Origin of the sequence: Arthrobacter sp. YD4, assembly GCF_030410515.1 — a bacterium.
GTDB lineage: Bacteria > Actinomycetota > Actinomycetes > Actinomycetales > Micrococcaceae > Arthrobacter.
Genome location: NZ_JAUHHD010000006.1, coordinates 90,054 through 112,191, shown reverse-complemented (window position 1 = coordinate 112,191; position 22,138 = coordinate 90,054). Strand labels below are relative to the sequence as shown.

Here is a 22,138-nt window from a genome sequence, read left to right as displayed (position 1 = left end):
CTAGTTGCTCGAACCCGCTGGTCCGTACACCCCCCAAGTCCGGACCAGCGGGTTCTTCTATGCCCGGCCCGCTGCGAGCCGGAACATGCCCCCGCAGCCCCGTCCGGGCGGCCGGTGAGAGGATGGATTCATGACGGCAACCCTCGTTGCAAAAGACCTTTCCGGCGGCCACGACCACCGCACTCTTTTCTCCAAACTCTCCCTCACGGTGGCGCCCGGGGACGTGGTCGGCGTCGTCGGCGCGAACGGTGCGGGCAAGTCCACTCTCCTCCGGCTGCTGGCCGGCGTCGACGAACCCCAGGAGGGGACGGTCAGCCTAGCCCCGGCGGACGCTTTCGTTGGCTGGCTGCCCCAGGAACACGAACGGATCCCCGGCGAAACCGTCGCGGGCTACATTGCCCGGCGGACCGGCTGCGCCCAGGCCACGGTGGAGATGGAGTCCACCGCCGAGGCCCTCGGCTCCGGTGCGCCCGGCTCCGACGACGCCTACGCGGCCGCCTTCGACCGCTGGATGGCCTCCGGCGCCGCCGACCTGGATGACCGCATCCCAGCCGTACTCGCGGACCTGGGCCTGGAGGTAGGCGAGGATGCGGCCATGACCGGGCTCTCCGGCGGCCAGGCGGCGCGGGTGGCGCTCGCGGCCCTGTTGCTCAGCCGCTTCGACATCGTGCTGCTGGACGAGCCCACCAACGACCTCGACCTGAATGGCCTGGCCCGGCTGGAGGCCTTCGTCCAGGGCCTGCGCGGCGGCGTCGTGCTGGTCTCCCACGACCGCGAGTTCCTGGCCCGCTGCGTGACCACCGTGGTGGAACTGGACCTGGCCCAGAACGCCGTCGCGGTCTACGACGGCGGCTACGAGTCCTACCTGGAGGAACGCGCCGTCGCCCGCCGGCACGCCCGCGAACGCTACGAGGAGTTCGCCGCCACCAAGGCGGACCTGGTCTCCCGCGCCCGTACCCAGCGGGAATGGAGCTCCCAGGGCGTCCGGAACGCGATGAAGAAGAGCCCGGACAACGACAAGATCCGCCGCGCCGCGAACACCGAGTCCTCGGAGAAGCAAGGCCAGAAGGTCCGGCAGATGGAGTCACGGATCGCCCGGCTGGAAGAGGTGGAGGAACCGCGCAAGGAGTGGCAGCTGCAGTTCAGCATCGGCGCCGCCCCTCGCTCCAGCTCCGTCGTCGCCACCCTGCGCGACGCCGTCGTCCGCCAGGGGGACTTCACCCTGGGCCCGGTGAACCTGCAGCTCAACGCCGGCGAGCGGATCGGCATCACCGGCCCCAACGGGGCGGGCAAGTCCACCCTGCTGCGCCTGCTGCTGGGCGTCCAGCGGCCCGACTCCGGGGACGCCTCGATGGGCGCCTCCGTGGCCGTCGGGGAGATTGACCAGGCCCGCGGGCTGCTGGCCGGACACCTAAAACTGGGTGACGCCGTCGAGGCTGTCCTGACCGACCAGACGCCGGCCGAGGTCCGGACCCTGCTGGCCAAGTTCGGGCTCAAGGCGGACCACACCTCCCGGACCGTCGACTCCCTCTCGCCCGGGGAACGGACCCGCGCGGCGCTGGCGCTGCTGCAGGCCCGCGGCGTGAACCTGCTGGTCCTGGACGAACCCACCAACCACCTCGACCTGCCAGCGATCGAACAGCTGGAGGAGGCGCTGGAGAGCTACGACGGCGCCCTGCTGCTGGTCACGCACGACCGCCGGCTGCTGGAAAACGTCCGCCTCGACGTCCGCTGGAACGTCGTGGACGGCACCGTCACCGAACTGCTGGGCGCGAGCGCCCCGAAAGGCACCAACACATGAGCATGGACCGGGTCGCCTGGAGCTCCCTCTACAACATCACCCGCGGCGCCGACGGCTCCAGGACTTTCTCCAAGGCCCTGGTCAAGCGCGTCTTCGGTTTCGCCCGGCCGCACCGCAACCGGCTGATCGCCTTCGTGCTGCTCTCCATCGTGATGGCTGTCCTGGCCGTCGCGACGCCGGTGCTCGCCGGCCAGGTCGTCGACGCGATCATCGCCAAGACGGACGCCGGCACGGTCATCTGGCTGGCTGTCCTGATCGCGATCGTGGCCGTGGCCGAGGCCGGCCTGGGGCTGGTGACGCGGTGGCTGTCCTCGACCATTGGCGAGGGCGTGATCCTGGACCTGCGCACCCGGGTCTTCGACCACGTCCAGAAGATGCCTATCGCATTCTTTACCCGCACCCGCACCGGCGCCCTGGTGAGCCGGCTGAACAATGACGTCATCGGCGCCCAGTCCGCGTTTGCCGGCACCCTCTCCGGCGTGGTCAGCAACGTGGTGGCCCTGGTCCTGACGCTGGCCGTGATGCTGAACAAGTCGTGGCTGGTGACGGTGCTGGCCATGATCCTGCTGCCGATCTTCCTGATCCCGGCCCGGCGGATGGGTTCCCGGCTGGCCGAGCTGCGGCGTGAGGCGGCCGAACACAACGCCACCATGGGCACGCAGATGACCGAGCGCTTCTCGGCGCCCGGCGCCACCCTGGTGAAGCTCTTCGGCCGTCCGGACGAGGAATCCCATGAATTCGCCGTACGTGCCGGCCGGGTGCGGGACATCGGCGTCCGCACCGCGATGCTGCAGTTCACGTTCGTCACCGCCCTGACCCTGGTCTCCGCGCTGGCGCTGGCGCTGGTCTACGGCCTGGGCGGCTGGCTGGCGCTCGGCGGCCAGCTCGCCGCGGGCGACGTCGTCGTGCTGGCGCTGCTGCTCACCCGCCTCTACGCCCCGCTCACCGCGCTCTCCAGCGCCCGGGTGGAGATCATGAGCGCCCTGGTCAGCTTCGAGCGGGTCTTCGAGATCCTGGACCTCAAGCCGCTGATCCAGCAGAAGCCGGACGCCGTGGCATCCCCGCGCGGACCGCTGTCCGTGGAATTCGACAACGTCCGGTTCTCCTACCCCTCGGCCGACAAGGTGTCCCTGGCCTCCCTCGAGGACGTTTCCACCCTGGACACCAGGGGCGGCGAGGAAGTGCTGCACGGCATCAGCTTCCGGGTCGAACCCGGCCAGACGGTGGCCCTGGTGGGGTCCTCCGGTGCCGGTAAGTCCACCATCGCCCAGCTGCTGTCCCGCCTGTACGACGTCGATTCCGGCGCGGTCCGCTTCGGCGGCAGCGAACCGGGCACCGGCGTCGACGTCCGCGACCTGACCTTCGATTCGATGCGCGAGACCCTGGGCATGGTGACCCAGGACGGCCACCTGTTCCACGAAAGCATCGCCTCCAACCTGCGCCTGGCGCGCCCGGACGCGACCGAGGAGCTGATGTGGGATGTTCTGCGGCAGGCCCGCCTCGAGGACATGATCCGCTCGCTGCCGGACGGCCTGGACACCATCGTGGGGGAGCGCGGCTACCGGCTCTCCGGCGGCGAACGCCAGCGCCTCACCATCGCCCGGCTGCTCATCGCCCAGCCGCGGGTGGTCATCCTCGATGAGGCCACCGCCGCGCTGGACTCGACCAACGAGGCCGCGGTCCAGGACGCGCTCGGTGCCGCGCTGGAAGGCCGCACCGCCGTCGTGATCGCCCACCGGCTCTCCACCATCCGCGCCGCGGACGCGATCCTGGTGATCGAGGGCGGCGTGGTTGTCGAACGGGGGACGCACAGCGAGCTGCTGGCCGCCGAGGGCCGCTACGCGGAGCTGTACCGGACGCAGTTCGCCGAGGCCACCGCGGTGGCTGCCGACGCGCTGCCGGACGCATAGGGCGGACGCAGGGACCCGGCCCGTAGGGGGCCCGGCCCGACGGGAAGCCGGGGCTGGGTCCCGCCTGCGCCGGCCCCGCCTAGGCCCCGGCGTCGCGTGCCGCCGCGAGCAGCGGCAGGACGTGGTCGGTCAGGAGCGGGGCCAGGTCGCCCGGAAGCTCGCCGGCCAGGTCAAGCCAGCGGATCTCCGCGATCTCGGCCGACGGCGCCGCGGTCCAGATCCCGGGCGCGGTGAAGACCGTCGCGTCGATCCGGGTGGCAAACTCGTTGGCGGCGTCGGCCAGCCACCGGCCCAGCGGCTGCAGGGCCTCGGGCGGCAGCACGATGCCGACCTCCTCGGCCAGTTCGCGGGCCGCTGCCTGCGCCGCTGATTCCCCGGCTTCGGGCTTGCCCCCGGGGTGCATGAACTTGTCCGTCCCGCGCTTGCGGACGGTGAGCAGCCGGCCGTGGGCGTCGTACACACAGACGGCGGAGACCACGATGTCCGGGTTGGTGCCGGGCGGCGGCGCGGAGACGGAAACGGGGCCCCGGCGCAGTTCCGACTCCAGCAGCAGGTCCTTGGCAGGGCCGGTGACATCCCAGGTGTAGCGGAAGGCGTCCGGGCCGAGTCGGGTGTAGCGGACCCGGTACGTGTCCGGATCGCACCAGTGGCTGTCGCTGGCGGTGTCAGGCCCGAAACCCATCCGGTGGAAGGGGCGGCCGTCGGCGAAGTGCATGTCCATGACGCCGGGGGCGGCGGTGGGGCGGAGCAGGTACTCGCGGCTCGCGGGCCCGGTGAAGGGCAGGGCGCCGGCCGGGTTCCAGGTCACCGTGCCCTCTTCGCGGAAGCGGAGGCCGCCGTCGTCCGTCGCGGTGAAGCGCACGACGCCGGCAAAGGAGCCGCGGGTGCCCGTAGCGCGGTCCAGCATGGTGCGGGCCACGGTCCAGGTGCCCGCGAGGTAGGAGTGCATGTCCTCGACCGCCCCGTGATGACCGGTGGCGTGGCTGCCGGCAGAAGTGCCGGGGCTCTGGAAATCCACGTGCCCTCGATTGGAATCGAACCAACGACACCGGCTTTAGGAGAGCCGTGCTCTATCCACTGAGCTACGAGGGCGGGCGTCCGTCGCGGCCGGCCACAGCCGACCCGTCCGAACACGGATACCAGCATACAAGGTGGGGGCGCGTACTACGCTCAAGGCATGACCGCCCCCGCACGCGCAGCAAACCGAGAGCTCCTCTACCTTCCGGATGTGGCGTCCACGCGGTTCTACGCCGGGGCGCTGGCCAAACTGAGTGTCCTCCAATATTTCGTGGCCGAGACCGCGGTGATCGGCGCCTGGGCCGGCAGGGAGGCCTACAGCCGCCGCACGGGCTACATCAGCGACCTCGGGGCCCTGCACTGCGGCACCTACTCGGGCCGCGACGTCTGCTCCCCGGCCCACCTGCTGATGAACGCCTCCTTCATCGTTCAGGGCATCGGCATGATGGTGGGGGCCATGCTGGTCACCTCCGCGGTGATCGGCGTGGCGGCCCGTGCCGGCGAACGGCTGCCCCGCACCAGGGGCCGGCGCCCGGCGTCCGTGCCGGCGTTCATCGCCCGGGCCCTCACCACCATCGCCGGTGCCGGGACCGTGGTGGTGGGGCTGGTGCCCGAGGACGCCGGCTCCCCGTGGCATTACATTGGCGCCGTGGCGTACTTCTCGGCCGGCGGCCTGGCCCTGGGGTTGATCGGCTGGCTCTGGCGGCGCCGGACGCCGCTGGGCTGGTTCATCCTGGCCTGCGGCGCGGTGGGACTCGCCGCCCTGGTCACCGGCGGCATCACAGGGATGGCCGTTCCCGAACCCGGAACCCTCGAACGGCTGATGGGCTACCCGATCACCATCGGCACCGCGGCGGTGGGTCTGGTCGTGGCCCAGCGGGTGCGGAAGGAACGGACGACGCGCAAGGCGCAGACCCTGCGTTCCCGAGGGTAAGCGGCCGGCGGGGCGCTGGCCGGCTGGAGACCGGGCGGCCGGGCCGTCCCGGCGACGGGGTGTCGTACATCTCATTCGGCCGCTGGCGTGCACTATCATGGGGTCATTCGCCGGAACGCCGGGAGTCTTGTGCCGGGTTCCATCCGGCGCATGCGAAATCAACGACTGAGCAGTGCTGGGGACGAATGTCTGAACCAAGGGTTGTGCCGGTCACGGCAGCGACGGCCTTTGGCGACCCCGCCCCCGCCTGCGGGCGCGTATTTGTTGCGCCGGAGGGACGCCCATGACGGCAGCACCCCCGGTGGCCCCGCCGCTGGATATGTCTCCCGAAAGGACGACGTCGGAGATCACCGTCACGCTGGTCACTCCGTCGCTCGTTGAACTGGAAATGCCGCGCGACGTCGAAATCGGCGGCTCCGAGGCGCGGCGGGCTGCCGCCGCCGTCCAGACGATCGCTGGCCGCAACCGCGTCGGCGTCATGCTCAACATCTCCGGTGTCATCGGCGTCAGCCCCGAGGCCCGGCACGCCTACTCCGAGTCGATCGCCGCCCGCGCCGTCGCCATCGTGGGGGAGGGTCCCGTGGACCGGGTGATCGCGCACTACCTGCTGCGCTCCCGCAGCGAGAGCATCCCGGCGCAATTCTTTCTTTCCCGTCCAGCGGCCCTCGAATGGTTAAGGCAGTACACCGAGTGAAAAGTGAACCGGATCCCAGGCTCCATAACCTGGTCGAGGGCATTGTCCGGATCGCCAGCGGCGATCTGAGCACCCGCATTCCCCACTCGGGTGCGCGGGACGACGTCGCCGCCGTCATCGCCGGCATCAACCTGATGGCCGATGACCTGCAGACCATTTACCAGGAGCTTGAGGAGCGGGTCGACAGCCGGACCGCCATGCTCCGCGAAGCCCAAGTGGAACTCGAGCGGATGGCCCTGACGGACCCGCTCACCCAGCTGGCGAACCGCACCGCGTTGAACTCCGTCCTGAGCCACGCCCTGGCCGAGACCTCCCGCGGCGAGGCCCCGCCCGCGTTGCTGATCCTTGACCTGGACTCCTTCAAAGGCATCAACGACACGCTGGGCCACAGCGCCGGCGACGACGTCCTGCGTGTCATCGCCCGACGCCTCCAGGATGCCGTGCGCGTCACGGACACCGTCGCCCGGCTGGGCGGCGACGAGTTCGCCGTCATGCTGCCCAAATCGAACCTGGTCCGCGCCCGCCGGGTCGCGAACCGGATCCTGAAGGCATTGAACGAAAGCCTGGAGATCGGCGACCTGCGGATTACCTGCGGCACCAGCATCGGCGTGCGGGTGGCCGAACCCGGCCAGTCCGTGGACGACCTGGTGATGGAGGCGGACACCGCGATGTACGCGGCCAAGGCCCAGCCGCACAGCGGGATCAAGGTCTTCGAACCGGCCCTGCTCTACGCCCGCCGGCTGCAGAGCCTGATGGTGACCGAGATGCGCGCGGCCATCCTCGAGGACCAGCTGGTGCTGCACTACCAGCCCGTCGTGGAGCTCGCGACCGGCCGAATGGAGGGCGTCGAGGCGCTCGTGCGGTGGAACCACCCCGAGCGCGGACTGCTGATGCCCGACCAGTTCATCCCGCTGGCCGAAGAAACCGGGATGATCGTGGATCTGGGCCACTGGGTGCTGAAGACCGCGGTGCGGCAGCTGCGGACCTGGCAGGAGGAGCTCCCGTTGGATGAGGACTTCTCCATGCGGGTCAACATCTCCACCACCGAGCTGCAGAACCTGGAGCTGATTGAGCACGTCCAGGACATTCTCCGCGAGACCGGCGTGGATGCCGCCAACCTCATCATCGAGCTGACCGAATCCATGGCGGTGACCGGCGGCGACGTGGACAAGTACTCGCTCAGCGGCCTGCGTCAGCTGGGTGTCCAGCTCGAAATCGACGACTTCGGCACCGGCTACTCCTCCATCAGCTACCTGCGGCGGCTGCCGGTGAACGTCGTCAAGATTGATCGGAGCCTCATCGATGGGCTGGGTACCGACGAGGAGCAGGGTCGGTTTGTCGAGGCCGTGCTGCACCTGATCCACGCCTGCGGGCTGCGGGCCGTGGCGGAGGGAATCGAGACCGCGGAGCAGGCCGAGGAACTGGTGCGGCTGGGCTGCTCCAGCGGACAGGGTTACTACTTCAGCAGGCCAGCGCCGGCCGAGACTGTCGCGGGGAGCATTCTTTCCTGGAGTGCGGCCGCGGAGTAATGCGATCTTTTCATCTTCTGAACCGCAGAACAGAAGCGCAAAGCAAAGGGCGGGTGCTGGATCGGAATCCGGCACCCGCCCCCGGCGGCTAACCCCAGTGTTAGTTCTTCGGGGTGGAGTTAGGCCAGTAGTAGACGGCCTCTACAGAGCCCTGGTTGCCATTGGCCGAAACAGCGGATGCAGCGGAGACGCCCGCAGCAGCCAGGGCGCCGGCGACGAGGAGTGTTGCGATGGTTTTCTTCATGGAGGGCTCCTGTTACGTAAGTGGCTGAAGTGACTCAAGTAATGCAGGTTTAGTATATGGGTAGTGGACACGCCGTACAGCAAGAATTCGCGGATCTTTTAAAAAACTGTGCTAATCGTGTGCTGGCGTGGTCACGAGACGGCATAGATTGCGCGCGGCGTTCACTTTTTCTTCAAATGCACTCGATACTTGTCTCATGCACTCCGTATCGCCGCTGTATGCCGCCGCCGAGCTCAAGGCGCACGAGCAGCGGAGCCACCACGCGTTCGCCGAAGCGGCCGGGAGTGCGGAACAAGCCGCCGAAATCGCCCTAGGGGCGGGCGATGCGGCTGCCTGGTGGAACATGAGCTTCCTCCGGGCCGAGAACCTTCTGGACGCTGAAGAGTTCGATGCCTGCGTGGAGCTGGGCACAGCGCTGCTCCGGGAATCCCCAACACCCGTGAGTGAGCGGGATCAGGCCCGAACTCACATCCTCATCGCCAAGGCTCGCCAAGGGGCCGGACTCCTCGACAAGGCGGCCGATTGCGCCCGGCGCGCGGCGGACTTAACCCCCGGCGATTCCGACCAAGAAATTAATGTGCAGGCCAGGCAGGCTCTTATCGCCGCGCTCGCCGATGGCGGCCAGTTCGACGAGGCATGGGCGGAGAGTAAGAAGCTTGCTCAGGCCGTTTCGGATGAGCTTGATGACCAGTTGGCAGGCAAAGCCTTCTGGGTAGTGGGCAATGTCGCATTCCTCTGCGGCAGAATTCAAGACGGATTGCACTACCACGAACTCGCGGCTGCGACTTTTTCCCCGACCAAAAACCTGGACGTCTGGGCCAAATTCAATAAGGCGTCCGCCGCCATGCGCTTAGCGGCAGACGTTGCGGATGCTGACACTCTCCGGTGCATCGAGCGGGCCGAACTGGCAACCGACATCATTGGCGGCACACAAAGTGACATCCTGCTTCTCCGACGCAACCGGGCTCATTGGAATTTCCTGGCCGGCGACGCTGCTGGTGCGGCCGAGATCCTGGAAGACATCTGCACAGAGGCGGTTGCCCCCCAACTCCTTGGCGACGCGTGGTTCCTTCTCGGAAGATCGTATCTGGCCATGGGTAACGAGTCCGCTGCCCGGACAGCCCTGACAGAGGCCGTCATGCACTTCGAAAACGCAGGGGCTCCTCACCGCGCCGAGCAGACTCGGGAGTTCATCGCCGTCGAACTGGGCCCCGTGTCCCTGTGGTCACGGCTTTGGCGAGCGGCCGGCTTCGGCCGGCACTAGTCGGCGGCAGCTCCGCGCGCCGGGGCCGACTTCCGGTTCAGGAACACGGCCGCGCCGCCGGCGAGCAAGTTGAGCAGCAACAGGACCCACCCGGCCACCGTGAGTGCCGAAGCCAGCGCCACCTGGCCGCCGTCGAGGGTGCCGGCCGACATCATGCCGTCGATCGCGGCATTCCCCCAGAGCCGCACCACGGCAAACAGCAGCGGCAGTGCCCAGAACGCCCAACGCAGCGGCTTCCTAGCCACGTTCATCCCGACCAGCAGCAGCCAGGTGAACCCGAAGATCAGAGGGAAGAGCGTCCCGGCGGTCTTATGCACATAGTTCAACTGTCCGCGGGCGTCGTTATCCATGGCCGTGCGAAGTTGGTCAACGAACCCCTGGTCAAAGCCGCCGATCAGGGAATCGGGCATCGGCAGTCCGCCGCTGAGCTGAGTCAGCTGGTTCAGGGTCAGCAGATGCAGGTACCAAAACAGGAAAAGGCTCGCCACCACCCCGGCGATCAGGATCAGGTTGCCGTTGCTCTGCGCCTTCTGCGGCGTCCGGGAGGTGCTGGGGTTGATCACCGGAGGCAGCTGATGCTGGGGGAGGGCAGCGTTGGCGCCATGTTTTTTGAGCCGCTGGGCGGGTGTTTTGGCCATGGACCCATTATCGCCCCTGCACCCCGCCCCTATGCCCGGCGCCGGTAGGCTGAACGAATGAGCGAAACAGGCAGCAACGACTTCGGCCACAGCGACCTCGGCAGGCATCGGCTCGGACGGCACAGCGCCGCGGACCTCAGCCCAGACCTCGACGACGCCGAGTTAGCCGCGGCCCTGGTCCGGGAGGCCGGAAACCTGGCCCTGCTGATGCGCCACGCCGGGCTGGAAGGCCACCAGAAGACCTCCGTGTCCGACGTCGTCACCGCCGCCGACCACGCCGCGGAAGCCTACGTCCTCGAACAGCTCCAGCGGTGCCGGCCCGAGGACGGCATCCTCGGCGAGGAGGGCGCCGCCAAGACCGGCACCAGCGGACGGACCTGGGTGATCGACCCGGTGGACGGCACCTACAACTTCCTGCACGGCTCCAGCTACTGGTGCTCCGCCCTGGCGCTCAAGGACGCAACCGGGCCGATCCTCGGTGCCATCTTCCAGCCCGAGGCGGACAAGCTCTGGCTCGGCGGCACCGACCACCCCGCCACCCTGAACGGGGAACGGCTGACCGGCTTCGCCCCCGAGGGAGTAGCTCCGGCGCGGGACGAGGCGCCCCTCGCGGAGCAGGGCGCAGCCACCTACATCCACCCCACCTGGCTCGCGGACCCGATGTGCGCCATGCCCTGGCACGCGGCCGCCGTCTCCGCGGCATCGCTGCGGATGTTCGGATCCGGCTCCTGCGACCTGGCCCGCGTGGCCGACGGCGAACTCGACTGCTGGTTCCAGCACAGCTGCCCGGAATGGGACTGGCTGCCGGGCCAGGCGATCGTGCGTGCGGCCGGCGGCAGCACCGACGTCGTCCGAGTCAACGGCCTCGAGTGGTTCATCGCCGGGGGAGCGACGGCGGTACGGGAGCTCCGCGCCGCGCTCCAGCGGGGGTCCGTGCAGTAGCCCCGAACCTCACCGTCGGTGGCACCACCTAGACTTGTTAACACCATGGATATGTTGTTTGACCCCTATGCCGACGGACCCTTCCAAGCAGCTGCGACCCCGGGCTCGCCCGCGAAAGCGGCGGCTCACGCAGACGCCGGCACCGGGATGCCCGCCCTGGCGCACGGCCACGGGGGCGACGGCGGACAGGGCCACGCCGACGGCGAACGGCACCGGCTGCCCAGTGCCGAGGACCTCCTCCAGGGCCTGAACCCGCAGCAGGAAGAGGCCGTCAAGCACGCCGGCGGCGCCCTGCTGATCGTGGCCGGAGCGGGGTCCGGAAAGACCCGGGTGCTCAGCCACCGCATCGCCTACCTGATCGCCACCCGGCGTGCGCACCACGGCGAGATCCTGGCCATCACCTTCACCAACAAGGCCGCCGCCGAGATGCGCGAGCGGATCGAGGCACTCGTCGGCGGCCGGGCAAAAACCATGTGGATTTCCACGTTCCACTCCTCCTGCGTCCGCATCCTGCGCCGCGAGGCCGCCAACGTAGGCCTGAACTCCAACTTCTCCATCTACGACTCGGCCGACTCGCTCCGCCTGATCACCCTGGTGGCCAAGAACCTGGACCTGGACCCCAAGAAGTTCGCGCCCAAGGCCATCCAGCACAAGATCTCCGCGCTCAAGAACGAACTGATCGACGCGGACAGCTACTCCTCCAGCGCCAACCACAACGACCCGTTCGAACAGGCCGTGGCGGAGGTTTTCAAGGGCTACACCCAGCGCCTGCGCCAGGCCAACGCCATGGACTTCGACGACCTGATCGCCGAGACCGTCTACATGTTCCGGGCCTTCCCGGCGCTCGCGGATTCCTACCGGCGCCGCTTCCGGCACGTGCTGGTGGACGAGTACCAGGACACCAACCACGCCCAGTACGCCCTGGTCCGCGAGATCGTCGGCGAGGGCGACGGCGCGGCGGAACTGACGGTGGTGGGCGACTCGGACCAGTCCATCTACGCCTTCCGCGGGGCGGACATCCGCAACATTGTGGAGTTCGAAAAGGACTACCCGGACGCGCGCACCATCAAGCTGGAGCAGAACTACCGCTCCACCCAGACCATCCTCAGCGCCGCCAACGCGGTCATCTCCCGCAACCCCAACCGGCCGGAGAAGCGGCTCTGGACGGCCGAGGGCGACGGCGAGAAGATCGTCGGCTACGTGGGTGAGAACGAGCACGATGAGGCCCAGTTCATCGCCAAGGAGATCGACCGGCTGCAGGACGAGGGCAACCTCCGCCCCGGCGACGTCGCGATCTTCTACCGCACCAACGCCCAGTCCCGGTCCATCGAGGACGTCCTGGTCCGCGTCGGCCTGCCCTACAAGGTGGTCGGCGGCACCCGCTTCTACGAGCGCAAGGAAATCAAGGACGCCCTGGCCTACCTGCGCGTCCTGGTGAACCCCGACGACGACGTCAACCTGCGCCGCATCCTCAACGAGCCCAAGCGCGGCATCGGCGACCGGGCCGAGGGTGCCATCGCCTCGCTGGCCCAGCGCGACCGCACCTCCTTCATGGCCGCCGCCCGCCGGGCCGACGAGGCGCCCGGCATGGCCACCCGCTCCGTGAATGCGGTCCTCGGCTTCGTGAAGATGCTCGATGACCTGGCAGAGGTGGCCGCCGGCTCCGGTGCGGCCGCGGCGCTCGAGGCGGTGCTGGAACAGACCGGTTACCTCGCCACCCTGCGCTCCAGCACGGACCCACAGGACGAATCCCGGGTCGAAAACCTCGCCGAACTGGTCGCCGTCGTCCGTGAATACGAACGCGACAACCCGGAAGGTTCGCTCGGTGCGTTCCTGGAGCAGGTCTCTTTGGTGGCGGACGCCGACCAGATCCCGGACGCCCCCGGGGCGGACATTGACGCCGCGGTCGCCGAGGCCAAGCGGCTCGGCGTCGTCACCCTGATGACGCTGCACACCGCCAAGGGCCTGGAATTCCCGGTGGTGTTCCTGACCGGCATGGAGCACGGACTCTTCCCGCACCAGCGTTCGGCCACGGACCCCAAGGAACTGGCGGAGGAACGCCGGCTCGCCTACGTGGGCCTGACCCGGGCCCGGAAGCGGCTCTACCTCACCCGCTCCGAGGTCCGGAACATGTGGGGGCAGAGCCAGTACAACCCCGCCAGCCAGTTCATCGAGGAGATCCCGGCCGAGCTGGTCGAGTGGAAACGCGAGGGCACCAGCCGCCAGGCGGCCAGCTGGGGCGGCGGGTCCATCGGCTCCAGCCGCTACAGCGGATCCTTCTGGGGCGCGGGCACAGCCCGCGGTACCGGGGCCGACTCCGCTGCCGGTTTTAATGCGGATGTCCCGGCGGCGATCGCCCGGAACCGGGTCCAGCCGCAGAAGGAGATCGTGGCCGTCAGCGTGGGGGACCGGGTCAATCACACGAGTTTCGGCGACGGCACCGTGCTGGCCGTCGAGGGCGCCGGGGACAAGACCGTCGCGAAGGTGACCTTCGCGGTGGGGGAGAAGCGCCTCCTGCTCCGCTACGCGCCGCTGACCAAGATCACGGCCTGACCGGCGCCACCGTCCGGCGGGGCTCCGCCCGGCGCCGGCTCCCGTGATTGGCATAACGAAGCCCATGCGTCGAACCAAGCAGGCCGCCCTCGCCGCCCTGGTGCTGCTCGCGGCCAGTGGCTGCAGCGTCACCCGGCAGGACCCGGACTACGTCCCGCCGGCGCCGTTGCCGGTCCTCGAGCAGCTCCGCCAGGCGCCGCTGACGGACCCGGCCACACTCGGGGCGGGCACGGACGCCGTCAGCTTCGTGACCGCGGACCACACGGTCGCCTGCAGCCTCACCTCGGCCCGGGGCACCAGCATCAACCTCCCCTACGAGCCCAACAGCTTCACCGCGCCGGCCAACGCCAAGCTGGCCACCGTCCCCGTCGCGCACTGCGAACTCTCCGCCTACCCCCGCCCCGCCGCCCAGGACATCACCGATGACTGCGCCGGCACCGGGCTGGGCTACCTCGGCGGCACGGCGCTGCTCATCCCGGACAAGGCCGTCTACGGTGAATGCCGCTCCGGCGTCTCCGCCCAGGAAGCCGAATACGGGCCAAAGGGGAGCGCCACCGGGCCGATCTCCCAGCTGGCGGTCCTGCCGGAGGGCGGCAACGTGGAGCGGAACGGCCTGCGCTGCTCCGCCTACGACGGAGGCGTGGCCTGCGGAAACGTCTCCGCGCAGGTCGCTTTCTTCGTCTCCCGCGACCGTTACGAGCTCATTAAGGGACCCGGCGCGACGCCCTCCGCGGCGGCTCCGAAGGCCTCAAAATCCCCGTAATGTAGGGGTTTTTCTACGCTCAATAGAATAGTGTCGTTACTCACATAACCTGTACTGTGGGTCGGGCTGCCCGCTCCAAAGGACTAGAGTTCCACAAGGAGCATTGCGTCGTGCGGCTCGTCTCCGGACCTGTCGCAGGGTGCCTTTAATCCGCAGCCCGGTCACCGCGAATCCGCGGCGAGCGGCTGTACAGAAACTACTTCGACGTAGAAGGACACTAAACCGTGGACCTGTTTGAATATCAGGCGCGCGATATGTTCGAGGCGCACGGTGTACCCGTGCTTGCTGGCATCGTGGCGCACACCCCTGAAGAAGCAAAGGCAGCTGCCGAGAAGATCGGCGGCGTTACTGTCGTCAAGGCACAGGTTAAGGTCGGTGGCCGCGGAAAGGCCGGCGGCGTTAAGGTCGCCAAGACCGCCGACGAGGCTCTGGAACACGCCACCAACATCCTCGGCATGGACATCAAGGGCCACACCGTCAACACGGTGATGATCGCCCAGGGTGCCGACATCGCCGAGGAATTCTACTTCTCCGTCCTGCTGGACCGAGCCAACCGCAACTACCTGGCCATGTGCTCGGTTGAGGGCGGCATGGAAATCGAGCAGCTCGCCGTCGAACGCCCGGAAGCGCTGGCCAAGGTTGCCATCGACCCGGCCGTCGGCATCGACCAGGCCAAGGCCGACGAAATCGTCAACGCCGCCGGCTTCGCCGAGGAACTGCGCGGCAAGGTCGCCGCCGTGATCCTCAAGCTTTGGGACGTCTTCAAGAAGGAAGACGCCACCCTGGTCGAGGTCAACCCGCTGGTCAAGACCGGCGCCGGCGACATCGTCGCCCTGGACGGCAAGGTTTCGCTGGACGAGAACGCCGACTTCCGCCACCCGAAGCACTCCGCCCTGGAGGACAAGGACGCAGCGGACCCGCTGGAAGCCAAGGCCAAGGCGCAGGACCTGAACTACGTCAAGCTCGACGGCGAGGTGGGCATCATCGGTAACGGTGCCGGCCTGGTCATGTCGACCCTCGACGTCGTCGCCTACGCCGGCGAGAAGCACGGCAACGTCAAGCCCGCCAACTTCCTGGACATCGGCGGTGGAGCCTCCGCCGAGGTCATGGCCGCCGGCCTGGACGTCATCCTCGGTGACGAGCAGGTCAAGGCCGTGTTCGTAAACGTCTTCGGCGGCATCACCGCCTGCGACGCCGTCGCCAAGGGCATCGTCGGCGCTCTCGCCGAACTGGGCTCCTCCGCGAACAAGCCGCTGGTCGTCCGCCTCGACGGCAACAACGTCGAGGAAGGCCGCCGCATCCTGGCCGAGGCCAACCACCCGCTGGTTACCCTGGCCGCCACCATGGACGAGGGCGCCGACAAGGCCGCCGAGCTCGCCAACGCAGCGAAGTAAGGGACGCGACATGTCTATCTACCTCAACAAGGACTCCAAGGTCATCGTCCAGGGCATCACCGGCGGCGAAGGCACCAAGCACACCGCCCTGATGCTCAAGGCCGGCACCAACGTCGTCGGCGGCGTCAACGCCCGCAAGGCCGGCACCACCGTCGTCCACGGCGACAAGGAAATCAACGTCTACGGCACCGTCAAGGAAGCCATGGCGGAGACCGGCGCCGACGTTTCCATCGTCTTCGTACCGCCGGCCTTCACCAAGGACGCCGTCGTCGAAGCCATCGAGGCCGGCATCGGCCTGGTTGTCGTCATCACCGAGGGCGTTCCGGTTCAGGACTCCGCCGAATTCTGGGCCCTGGCCCAGTCCAAGGTGGACGCCAACGGCAAGCAGGTCACCCGCATCATCGGACCGAACTGCCCCGGCATCATCACCCCGGGTGAGGCCCTGGTCGGCATCACCCCGGCCAACATCACCGGCAAGGGCCCGATCGGCCTGGTCTCCAAGTCCGGCACCCTGACCTACCAGATGATGTACGAACTGCGTGACCTGGGCTTCTCCACCGCCATCGGCATCGGCGGCGACCCGGTCATCGGCACCACCCACATCGACGCCCTCGAGGCTTTCGAGGCCGACCCCGAGACAAAGGCGATCGTCATGATCGGCGAAATCGGCGGCGACGCCGAGGAGCGTGCGGCCGACTACATCAAGGCCCACGTCACCAAGCCAGTTGTCGGCTACGTGGCCGGCTTCACCGCCCCCGAGGGCAAGACCATGGGCCACGCAGGCGCCATCGTCTCCGGCTCCGCGGGTACGGCGCAGGCCAAGAAGGAAGCCCTCGAGGCTGCCGGCGTGAAGGTCGGCAAGACGCCGTCCGAGACCGCCAAGCTGCTGCGCGAAGTGTTCGCCGCGCTCTAGGCCACAGCACCACAACGCGGGGCCACCACGCCCGTCCGGTTTCGCCGGGCGGGCCGGGGTGGCCTCGCGTTTGTGGTTTAAGCGGCGGGTCCTAAATCCGGGGCGGGTTCGTCCGGCCCGTCAGACCGTGGCGCCGGCCAGCAGTTCCTCGAGCCGCTCGTAGCCCTCGCTGACGCCGCCTTCCATCCCGGACTGGGCCATGCCGTCCCGGGCCTCCATGCTGGGGTACACCGCATGGGCGCTCAGCCGGGTGCGGCCGCCGCCGAGGTCCGTGAAGGTCATGAACTCGATGCTGACCACATCCGGGTAACCGTCGAATTCGAAGGTCTGGATGGCGAAGTCGTTCTCCCGCACCGTGTGGAAGACGCCGCTGAAAACGTGCGGGACGCCGTCGTGCCCGGTGTGGGTGTAGCTGTAGCTGCCGCCGGTGTGGAAGTCGTAGTGGTCCACCTCCATGCTCATCCTGCGCGGGCCAAGCCACTGCACGATCAGGGCGGGGTCTTTGTGGGCGCGGAACACGTCCGCCACGGGGAAGTCGAAGTCCCGTTCGAAGTCGATGAAGGGCAACCCTTCCGGGACGCTGAGTTTCAGGGCGTTGCTCATGATGAGTCCTTTGACTGGGTGCCGCGTGCTGCGGCCTGAGTGTGGAGCGCGGCGTCGAGGCTGCGGAACTGCTCCTCGCGGACCAGCCGGTACTGGTCGATCCATGCGGTGAGTGCCTCCAGCCGCGCGGGGTCCAGGTGGACGGGCCGGCGCTGGGCGTCGCGTGTGCGCGTGACGAGCCCCGCCTGTTCGAGGACCTGGATGTGCTTCGAGACCGCCTGCTTGGTGATCGCGAAGGGTTCCGCCAGTTCGTTCACCGTGGCCGGCCCCCGGCTGAGCCGGGCGATGATCCTGCGGCGGACGGGATCGGCCAGCGCCAGGAAGGCGGAGTCGAGCTGGTCGTCGTCGTGGACCATGAAGTGCCCCCTCAAAGACGGAGGTGCAGCCGCGGTGCGTGGCATGCCATCGAGTGGTCACCGAGGAGTAATCAACTCAACGCTTGATCAAAAAGATGGTTGTTTAACGGTACCGCTGCAAGGGCGCATGCGCCAGACTCGTAGTGGCGGATGCCTTGCGCGGGACCGGCTCTCCGAGCCGTATAAATCCCCGGCCTCAGGCGACGGCATGCAGCCGGGGGAGGGCGTCCACCAGCGGGGCGAGTTCCGGGATGTCCTGCGCCGCCGCCAGGGCGCGCTCCAGTGTGCCGTCGTGGACGGGCCGGGCCTGCTCCAGGAGCGCGATGCCGCTGGCTGTGAGTTCGGTGTAGATGCCTCGGCGGTCGTCGTCGCAGAGGATCCGGGTCAGCAGGGCCCGGTCCTCGAGCCGGTTTACCAGCCGGGTGGTGGCGCTCGCGCTCAGTGCGGTCGCGCGGGCGAGCTGCTGCATCCGCATGTGCCAGCCGTCCTGGCGGCTGAGTGCGTCCAGAACTGTGTACTCGACGACCGAGAGTTTTGCCTCGGCCTGCAGGGCCCGTTCCAGCTCCGTCTCGATCAGTCCATGCAGGGCCGCGAGGGTGCGCCAGCCTTGTGCGCGGACCTCCACGGCGTCGTCCTTGATGCCCATTCGTGTGCTTCCTTTCCCAATCGGGCCGCCCGCGGCGCCATCCCGTGCCCGGCCGACCCAAAGTAGTTGCTTGCGCGCTATAGTTGCGTGTGCAACAATAAATAACGCGTCTGCAACTAATAGCTTACGCGTCCCCCCACTTTCAGTACAGTTTTCGAAGGAGTCATCCATGCCTATCGGCCTGATAGCACTCGCCCTCGGCGGGTTCGGAATCGGACTCACCGAGTTCGTCATCATGGGCCTGCTGCCGCAAGTCTCAGCGGATTTCCACGTCACCGAGGCGGTCGCCGGCTGGCTCATCTCCGGGTACGCGCTCGCCGTCGTCGTGGGGGCGCTGGCCCTGACCGCCGCCGTGACCCGGTTCGAGCGCAAGCCCGTGCTGGCCGCCCTGATGGTCTTGTTCATCGCCGGCAACCTCATCTCCGCCCTCGCCCCCGGCTACACCGTCATGATGGTGGGCCGGATCATCGCCGCACTCGCGCACGGTGCCTTCTTCGGCATCGGCGCGGTGGTCGCCGCCAGCATGGTCGCGCCTACCAAGAAGGCCGGCGCCATCGCCATCATGTTCACCGGCCTGACCGCCGCGAACGTCCTGGGCGTCCCCTTCGGCACCATGCTGGGCCAGGCGGCGGGGTGGCGCTCCACCTTCTGGGCCATCACCGTCATCGGTGTCCTGGCACTGGCCGGCATCCTGGCCCTGGTCCCGCGGACCGGCGCCGGCGACACCGGCGCTGGTTCTACCGCAGGCGGTTTGCGCGGAGAGCTCCGTGCCTTCCGGTCCGGGCAGGTCTGGCTGTCCATCCTGGTCACCATCCTGGGTTACGGCGGCATGTTCGGCGCCTTCACCTACATCGCCTTCACGCTGACCGAGGTCACCGGCTTCTCCGCCGCGACCGTCCCGTGGCTGCTGATCCTCTTCGGCGTGGGACTGTTCATCGGCAACACCATCGGCGGCAAGGCCGCCGACCGGAACGTGGACCGCACCCTGCTGGTGGTGCTCGCTGCCCTCGTCGTGGTGCTCGTGGTCTTCGCTCTCACTGCCGCCAACCCGCCGATGACCATCGCCTCCATGGTGCTGCTGGGCGGCTTCGGCTTCGCCACTGTCCCCGGCCTGCAGATGCGCGTCATGAAGTACGCGGACAGCGCCCCCACGCTGGCCTCGGGCGCCAACATCGGCGCGTTCAACGTCGGCAACGCCCTGGGCGCCTGGCTGGGCGGCTTCACCATCACCGCCGGCCTGGGTTACACCTCCCCGATCTGGGCGGGCGCGGCCACCACGCTGGCCGGGCTCGTGGTGATGGCCGTCGCCGCCGCCGGCGCCGCGAAGCGGGCACGGAACGCCACCGCGGGGACCGCGGGTACTAACGCCGGGGACACTAACGACGGGGCCATGAACGACGACGCCGGCGCCGCCGCCCCCGCGGAAACCGCCGAAGCCGTGGCCGCGGGCCGGGCCTAGGCTCCCGCCCGGTCTGCCGGCACCCGCTGCCGGCACACCGCCACGAACGCCGCGAACGGCGCCAGCCGCTCGCCCTCGGGAAGTTCTGCGGCTTCGGGGTGCCACTGCACCGAGGCCACCCAGCGCGCCGGATCCTCCAGCGCCTCCACAGTCCCGTCATCGGCGAGAGCCGTGACCACCAGGCCGTTGCCCACCCGGGCGACGGCCTGATGGTGTCCGGAGGCGATCCTGACCCGCTCCGGATTCCAACCGGCGTACAGGGCGGCGACCTTCGATCCGGCCACGATGTCCACGTCGTGCCAGGCCCACGGTCCGGCGTCGTGAACCGGATCGTCGGACGGGACGGCCTCCCGATGCGGCACCGCGCCCGGGTCCATGTCCTGGACCAGGGTGCCGCCGTAGAGCACGTTCAGCAGCTGGTGCCCCCGGCAGATGCCCAGCACCGGAACGCCGCCGTCCATCGCCTCCCGCGCCACCGCGAGGTCCAGCTCGTCCTGGGCCGCGTTCACGTCGTAGCAGGTGCCGCCGTCGGTCTCCCCGTAGAGCGCCGGGTCCAGGTCTCCGCCGCCGGGCAGGATGACGCCGTCGAGCCCGCGAACGCCCGTCGCATCCGTTAGGAGCACCGGCTCTCCGCCGGCCCCGCGCAGGAGCGCCACGATGTAGTCGAAGAGGTCGTTCGCCTCGCCCACCCTGGGGTCCGGGTCGGAGGAACTGCTGAGCCGGACGGGCACCCCGATGCGGGGTCCTCCGGCGGATGAGGTCGGAATCTGCATGCCTCATTCTGCACCACGTTCCCGGCCCCGCCGCGGCGCCCCTCCCGCCGCGCGCCGGAGGCTACGATGGCCGGATGAACAACCGCTACATGGTCTCCCGCAGCCGTTTCATCGCAGCCTCCCCGGACGAGATCTTCGAGGTGCTGGCCACTCCCGCCCTGCACAGCGAGATCGACGGCTCCGGCACCGTGAAGGGCGCCCAGCCGCGTGGACCGGAACGGCTGGGACCCGGCGCCCGGTTCGGCATGGAGATGAAGATCGGGGTGGACTACAAGATCCTCAATACCGTCTGTGAGTTTGAGGAGGGCCGGCGCATCGCCTGGCGGCACTTCTACGGCCACATCTGGCGGTACCTGCTGGAACCGGCCACCGAGTCCGGGGTCGCGGGCACCCTGGTCACCGAACAGTGGGACGCCCGCGCGGTCCGGGGACGGTTCCTGCTGCGCCTGGCCGGCTACCTGCGCCGACACCCCGCCAACCTGGAGCAGACCCTGGCCCGGCTGGACCGGTACCTGTCCGAGCGGCGCGCCCAGGACGTACCCGCCCCGGACGCCCGGGCGTAGTGCCGGATGAGCGCCGCCCGCAGCCTGCACCCCAGCCCCCGCACCCTCGAGGTCGAGAGCCTGGAGAGCTTTGACCGGCTGGTGTCCGGCGGCGCCCGATCCCTCCACGGCTGGCACCTGCAGTCCCTGGACCTCCGCGGCCGGCGCGCGGCGCTGGAAGCCGCCGACGTCCAGGGCGCCGTCTTCCTGGGCTGCACCTTCGACGACGGGGTCGAGGCCATGCTCCGGGCCGGCGGCGCGCTGATCTTCCCCAGGCTGGAAAAGGTGCCGTTCAACCCTTACCGCGGAACGCTGTACACCCCGGAGGAGCTCTACGCCGGCATCGCGGAGACCCGCTACGAGGACACCCCGGACGCCCGGATCTACCACTGGAGCATCCACTCCGGGCAGCGCCGCCGGCTCGATGCCACCCTCGCCGCCGCCCTCCACGACCACGCGATCGGGGACGCCCTGGAGGAATTCACCCGCTCGGACGCGGCCCGGGGCAAGACCCTGGTTGGGGTGATGGGCGGCCACGCCGCCACCCGGGGATCGGCCGGCTTCACGGAGGCCGCGCTGCTCGGGCGGCTTCTCGCCGGGGCGGGGCGGCTGGTGGCCACCGGCGGCGGCCCGGGCGCCATGGAGGCCGCCAACCTGGGCGCCTACCTCAGCGGGGCGGCCGAACCCGACTTCCGGCAGGCGCTGGCGGACCTGGCCGCGGTGCCGGGTTTCCGGCCCTCCGTGTCGGCCTGGGCCCGGGCGGCCGCCGCCGTCGTCGAACGCCACCCGGACGGGACGCCGTCGCTGGGCATTCCCACCTGGTTCTACGGGCACGAACCGCCCAACTACTTCGCCACCCACATCGCCAAGTACTTCGCGAACTCCATCCGCGAGGCGGTCCTGCTGGAGCTGTGCAACGGCGGGATCGTGTTCCTGCCCGGTTCCGGCGGCACCATCCAGGAGATCTTCCAGGACGCCTGCGAAAACTACTACGGGGCGCCGGAAACCATCACGCCCATGGTCTTGGTGGGGCGGGAGCACTGGCTGCGCCGCTACCCGGCATGGCCGTTGCTGCAGAGCATCGCCTCGGGCCGGCAGATGGAACGGCGGATTTTCCTGGTGGACTCGGTCGAAGAGGCGCTGGCCGTCCTGGCCTCCTGAGC

General features: G+C 68.9%; 21 protein-coding genes, 1 tRNA gene and 1 pseudogene. 14 read left to right on the top strand and 9 right to left on the bottom strand.

What is annotated here, in order from left to right:
- The first annotated feature begins 130 nt into the window (after nt 1-130).
- Both QWJ39_RS15095 and QWJ39_RS15090 read left to right on the top strand, forming a co-directional pair.
- Nucleotides 131-1,801, top strand: coding sequence for an ABC-F family ATP-binding cassette domain-containing protein (locus QWJ39_RS15095; protein WP_290258686.1), 1,671 nt, complete (start codon nt 131-133; stop codon nt 1,799-1,801).
- Nucleotides 1,798-3,711, top strand: a complete 1,914-nt coding sequence (locus QWJ39_RS15090) for an ABC transporter ATP-binding protein (RefSeq protein ID WP_290258685.1) — start codon at nt 1,798-1,800, stop codon at nt 3,709-3,711. Before QWJ39_RS15095 ends, QWJ39_RS15090 begins: the two co-directional genes overlap by 4 nt.
- Nucleotides 3,712-3,790: 79 nt before the next feature.
- Here QWJ39_RS15090 and QWJ39_RS15085 read toward each other — a convergent pair whose 3' ends face one another.
- The 3 genes and pseudogenes from QWJ39_RS15085 to QWJ39_RS15075 form a co-directional block, all read right to left on the bottom strand.
- Nucleotides 3,791-4,189, bottom strand: a complete 399-nt coding sequence (locus tag QWJ39_RS15085) for an NUDIX domain-containing protein (RefSeq protein ID WP_290258798.1) — start codon at nt 4,187-4,189, stop codon at nt 3,791-3,793.
- Between the two features lie 48 nt (nt 4,190-4,237).
- A pseudogene (locus QWJ39_RS15080) lies at nt 4,238-4,660 on the bottom strand (DUF6314 family protein); the annotation flags it as partial.
- A gap of 70 nt (nt 4,661-4,730) precedes the next feature.
- Nucleotides 4,731-4,803: transfer RNA gene (locus tag QWJ39_RS15075), tRNA-Arg, on the bottom strand.
- 85 nt (nt 4,804-4,888) lie between these two features.
- On the opposite strand from QWJ39_RS15075, the gene QWJ39_RS15070 reads away from it, so the two are divergent.
- The 3 genes from QWJ39_RS15070 to QWJ39_RS15060 all read left to right on the top strand — a co-directional run bounded on the left by QWJ39_RS15070 (nt 4,889) and on the right by QWJ39_RS15060 (nt 7,885).
- Nucleotides 4,889-5,662 carry a DUF998 domain-containing protein gene (locus QWJ39_RS15070; protein WP_290258684.1) on the top strand — a complete coding sequence of 258 codons (774 nt, stop codon included), beginning with the start codon at nt 4,889-4,891 and terminating at the stop codon, nt 5,660-5,662.
- A 283-nt stretch (nt 5,663-5,945) separates the two neighbouring features.
- Complete coding sequence (locus QWJ39_RS15065; protein ID WP_290258683.1) at nt 5,946-6,356, top strand: hypothetical protein; 411 nt, start codon at nt 5,946-5,948, stop codon at nt 6,354-6,356.
- A complete protein-coding gene (locus tag QWJ39_RS15060; protein ID WP_290258681.1) occupies nt 6,353-7,885 on the top strand; it encodes an EAL domain-containing protein in 1,533 nt (510 codons plus the stop codon). The genes QWJ39_RS15065 and QWJ39_RS15060 overlap by 4 nt, the downstream gene beginning before the upstream one ends.
- Nucleotides 7,886-7,985: 100 nt before the next feature.
- Here QWJ39_RS15060 and QWJ39_RS15055 read toward each other — a convergent pair whose 3' ends face one another.
- The gene (locus QWJ39_RS15055) at nt 7,986-8,129 is read right to left on the bottom strand and encodes a hypothetical protein (RefSeq protein ID WP_290258680.1); all 144 of its coding nucleotides are present in this window, start codon (nt 8,127-8,129) and stop codon (nt 7,986-7,988) included.
- A 196-nt stretch (nt 8,130-8,325) separates the two neighbouring features.
- On the opposite strand from QWJ39_RS15055, the gene QWJ39_RS15050 reads away from it, so the two are divergent.
- Complete coding sequence (locus QWJ39_RS15050) at nt 8,326-9,393, top strand: hypothetical protein (protein WP_290258679.1); 1,068 nt, start codon at nt 8,326-8,328, stop codon at nt 9,391-9,393.
- Here QWJ39_RS15050 and QWJ39_RS15045 read toward each other — a convergent pair.
- Nucleotides 9,390-10,031, bottom strand: a complete 642-nt coding sequence (locus tag QWJ39_RS15045) for a hypothetical protein (RefSeq protein WP_290258678.1) — start codon at nt 10,029-10,031, stop codon at nt 9,390-9,392. The genes QWJ39_RS15050 and QWJ39_RS15045 overlap by 4 nt on opposite strands.
- A 57-nt stretch (nt 10,032-10,088) precedes the next feature.
- Between QWJ39_RS15045 and QWJ39_RS15040 the strand changes: the two genes are divergently transcribed.
- The 5 genes from QWJ39_RS15040 (at nt 10,089) to sucD (ending at nt 16,596) form a co-directional block, all read left to right on the top strand.
- Complete coding sequence (locus tag QWJ39_RS15040) at nt 10,089-10,973, top strand: inositol monophosphatase family protein (RefSeq protein WP_290258676.1); 885 nt, start codon at nt 10,089-10,091, stop codon at nt 10,971-10,973.
- 45 nt (nt 10,974-11,018) lie between these two features.
- Nucleotides 11,019-13,526: a DNA helicase PcrA gene (gene pcrA, locus QWJ39_RS15035; protein WP_290258675.1), complete on the top strand. Its 2,508-nt coding sequence runs from the start codon at nt 11,019-11,021 to the stop codon at nt 13,524-13,526.
- A gap of 64 nt (nt 13,527-13,590) precedes the next feature.
- The gene (locus QWJ39_RS15030; protein WP_290258674.1) at nt 13,591-14,289 is read left to right on the top strand and encodes a hypothetical protein; all 699 of its coding nucleotides are present in this window, start codon (nt 13,591-13,593) and stop codon (nt 14,287-14,289) included.
- 224 nt (nt 14,290-14,513) lie between these two features.
- On the top strand, nt 14,514-15,683 hold the full coding sequence (gene sucC, locus QWJ39_RS15025) for an ADP-forming succinate--CoA ligase subunit beta (protein ID WP_290258673.1): 1,170 nt from the start codon (nt 14,514-14,516) through the stop codon (nt 15,681-15,683).
- 10 nt (nt 15,684-15,693) lie between these two features.
- Nucleotides 15,694-16,596 carry a succinate--CoA ligase subunit alpha gene (gene sucD / locus QWJ39_RS15020; protein WP_290258672.1) on the top strand — a complete coding sequence of 301 codons (903 nt, stop codon included), beginning with the start codon at nt 15,694-15,696 and terminating at the stop codon, nt 16,594-16,596.
- A 120-nt stretch (nt 16,597-16,716) separates the two neighbouring features.
- On the opposite strand, the gene QWJ39_RS15015 is transcribed toward sucD, so the two are convergent.
- From QWJ39_RS15015 to QWJ39_RS15005, 3 genes are all read right to left on the bottom strand, one after another.
- Nucleotides 16,717-17,199, bottom strand: a complete 483-nt coding sequence (locus QWJ39_RS15015) for an SRPBCC family protein (RefSeq protein ID WP_290258671.1) — start codon at nt 17,197-17,199, stop codon at nt 16,717-16,719.
- The gene (locus QWJ39_RS15010; RefSeq protein ID WP_290258670.1) at nt 17,196-17,555 is read right to left on the bottom strand and encodes a metalloregulator ArsR/SmtB family transcription factor; all 360 of its coding nucleotides are present in this window, start codon (nt 17,553-17,555) and stop codon (nt 17,196-17,198) included. Before QWJ39_RS15010 ends, QWJ39_RS15015 begins: the two co-directional genes overlap by 4 nt.
- Before the next feature lie 196 nt (nt 17,556-17,751).
- Nucleotides 17,752-18,201 carry a MarR family transcriptional regulator gene (locus QWJ39_RS15005; RefSeq protein ID WP_290258669.1) on the bottom strand — a complete coding sequence of 150 codons (450 nt, stop codon included), beginning with the start codon at nt 18,199-18,201 and terminating at the stop codon, nt 17,752-17,754.
- Between the two features lie 169 nt (nt 18,202-18,370).
- Here QWJ39_RS15005 and QWJ39_RS15000 point away from each other — a divergent pair, with 169 nt between their 5' ends.
- A complete protein-coding gene (locus QWJ39_RS15000; RefSeq protein ID WP_290258668.1) occupies nt 18,371-19,660 on the top strand; it encodes an MFS transporter in 1,290 nt (429 codons plus the stop codon).
- On the opposite strand, the gene QWJ39_RS14995 is transcribed toward QWJ39_RS15000, so the two are convergent.
- On the bottom strand, nt 19,657-20,433 hold the full coding sequence (locus QWJ39_RS14995; RefSeq protein ID WP_290258667.1) for a gamma-glutamyl-gamma-aminobutyrate hydrolase family protein: 777 nt from the start codon (nt 20,431-20,433) through the stop codon (nt 19,657-19,659). The two genes, QWJ39_RS15000 and QWJ39_RS14995, sit on opposite strands and share 4 nt — an antisense overlap.
- A 74-nt stretch (nt 20,434-20,507) precedes the next feature.
- Between QWJ39_RS14995 and QWJ39_RS14990 the strand changes: the two genes are divergently transcribed.
- On the top strand, nt 20,508-20,996 hold the full coding sequence (locus tag QWJ39_RS14990) for an SRPBCC family protein (RefSeq protein ID WP_290258666.1): 489 nt from the start codon (nt 20,508-20,510) through the stop codon (nt 20,994-20,996).
- A gap of 6 nt (nt 20,997-21,002) precedes the next feature.
- Complete coding sequence (locus QWJ39_RS14985) at nt 21,003-22,136, top strand: Rossmann fold nucleotide-binding protein (protein ID WP_290258665.1); 1,134 nt, start codon at nt 21,003-21,005, stop codon at nt 22,134-22,136.
- Nucleotides 22,137-22,138: the final 2 nt, after the last annotated feature.

What these genes read in the sequence shown, in the direction of transcription:
- QWJ39_RS15095 (WP_290258686.1), top strand. Translation starts at nt 131, where the DNA reads ATGACGGCAACCCTCGTTGCAAAAGACCTTTCCGGCGGCCACGACCAC.
- QWJ39_RS15090 (WP_290258685.1), top strand. Translation starts at nt 1,798, where the DNA reads ATGAGCATGGACCGGGTCGCCTGGAGCTCCCTCTACAACATCACCCGC.
- QWJ39_RS15070 (WP_290258684.1), top strand. Translation starts at nt 4,889, where the DNA reads ATGACCGCCCCCGCACGCGCAGCAAACCGAGAGCTCCTCTACCTTCCG.
- QWJ39_RS15065 (WP_290258683.1), top strand. Translation starts at nt 5,946, where the DNA reads ATGACGGCAGCACCCCCGGTGGCCCCGCCGCTGGATATGTCTCCCGAA.
- QWJ39_RS15055 (WP_290258680.1), bottom strand. Translation starts at nt 8,129, where the DNA reads ATGAAGAAAACCATCGCAACACTCCTCGTCGCCGGCGCCCTGGCTGCT.
- QWJ39_RS15050 (WP_290258679.1), top strand. Translation starts at nt 8,326, where the DNA reads ATGCACTCCGTATCGCCGCTGTATGCCGCCGCCGAGCTCAAGGCGCAC.
- QWJ39_RS15045 (WP_290258678.1), bottom strand. Translation starts at nt 10,031, where the DNA reads ATGGCCAAAACACCCGCCCAGCGGCTCAAAAAACATGGCGCCAACGCT.
- QWJ39_RS15040 (WP_290258676.1), top strand. Translation starts at nt 10,089, where the DNA reads ATGAGCGAAACAGGCAGCAACGACTTCGGCCACAGCGACCTCGGCAGG.
- pcrA (WP_290258675.1), top strand. Translation starts at nt 11,019, where the DNA reads ATGGATATGTTGTTTGACCCCTATGCCGACGGACCCTTCCAAGCAGCT.
- QWJ39_RS15030 (WP_290258674.1), top strand. Translation starts at nt 13,591, where the DNA reads ATGCGTCGAACCAAGCAGGCCGCCCTCGCCGCCCTGGTGCTGCTCGCG.
- sucD (WP_290258672.1), top strand. Translation starts at nt 15,694, where the DNA reads ATGTCTATCTACCTCAACAAGGACTCCAAGGTCATCGTCCAGGGCATC.
- QWJ39_RS15015 (WP_290258671.1), bottom strand. Translation starts at nt 17,199, where the DNA reads ATGAGCAACGCCCTGAAACTCAGCGTCCCGGAAGGGTTGCCCTTCATC.
- QWJ39_RS15010 (WP_290258670.1), bottom strand. Translation starts at nt 17,555, where the DNA reads ATGGTCCACGACGACGACCAGCTCGACTCCGCCTTCCTGGCGCTGGCC.
- QWJ39_RS15005 (WP_290258669.1), bottom strand. Translation starts at nt 18,201, where the DNA reads ATGGGCATCAAGGACGACGCCGTGGAGGTCCGCGCACAAGGCTGGCGC.
- QWJ39_RS15000 (WP_290258668.1), top strand. Translation starts at nt 18,371, where the DNA reads ATGCCTATCGGCCTGATAGCACTCGCCCTCGGCGGGTTCGGAATCGGA.
- QWJ39_RS14995 (WP_290258667.1), bottom strand. Translation starts at nt 20,433, where the DNA reads ATGCAGATTCCGACCTCATCCGCCGGAGGACCCCGCATCGGGGTGCCC.
- QWJ39_RS14990 (WP_290258666.1), top strand. Translation starts at nt 20,508, where the DNA reads ATGAACAACCGCTACATGGTCTCCCGCAGCCGTTTCATCGCAGCCTCC.
- QWJ39_RS14985 (WP_290258665.1), top strand. Translation starts at nt 21,003, where the DNA reads ATGAGCGCCGCCCGCAGCCTGCACCCCAGCCCCCGCACCCTCGAGGTC.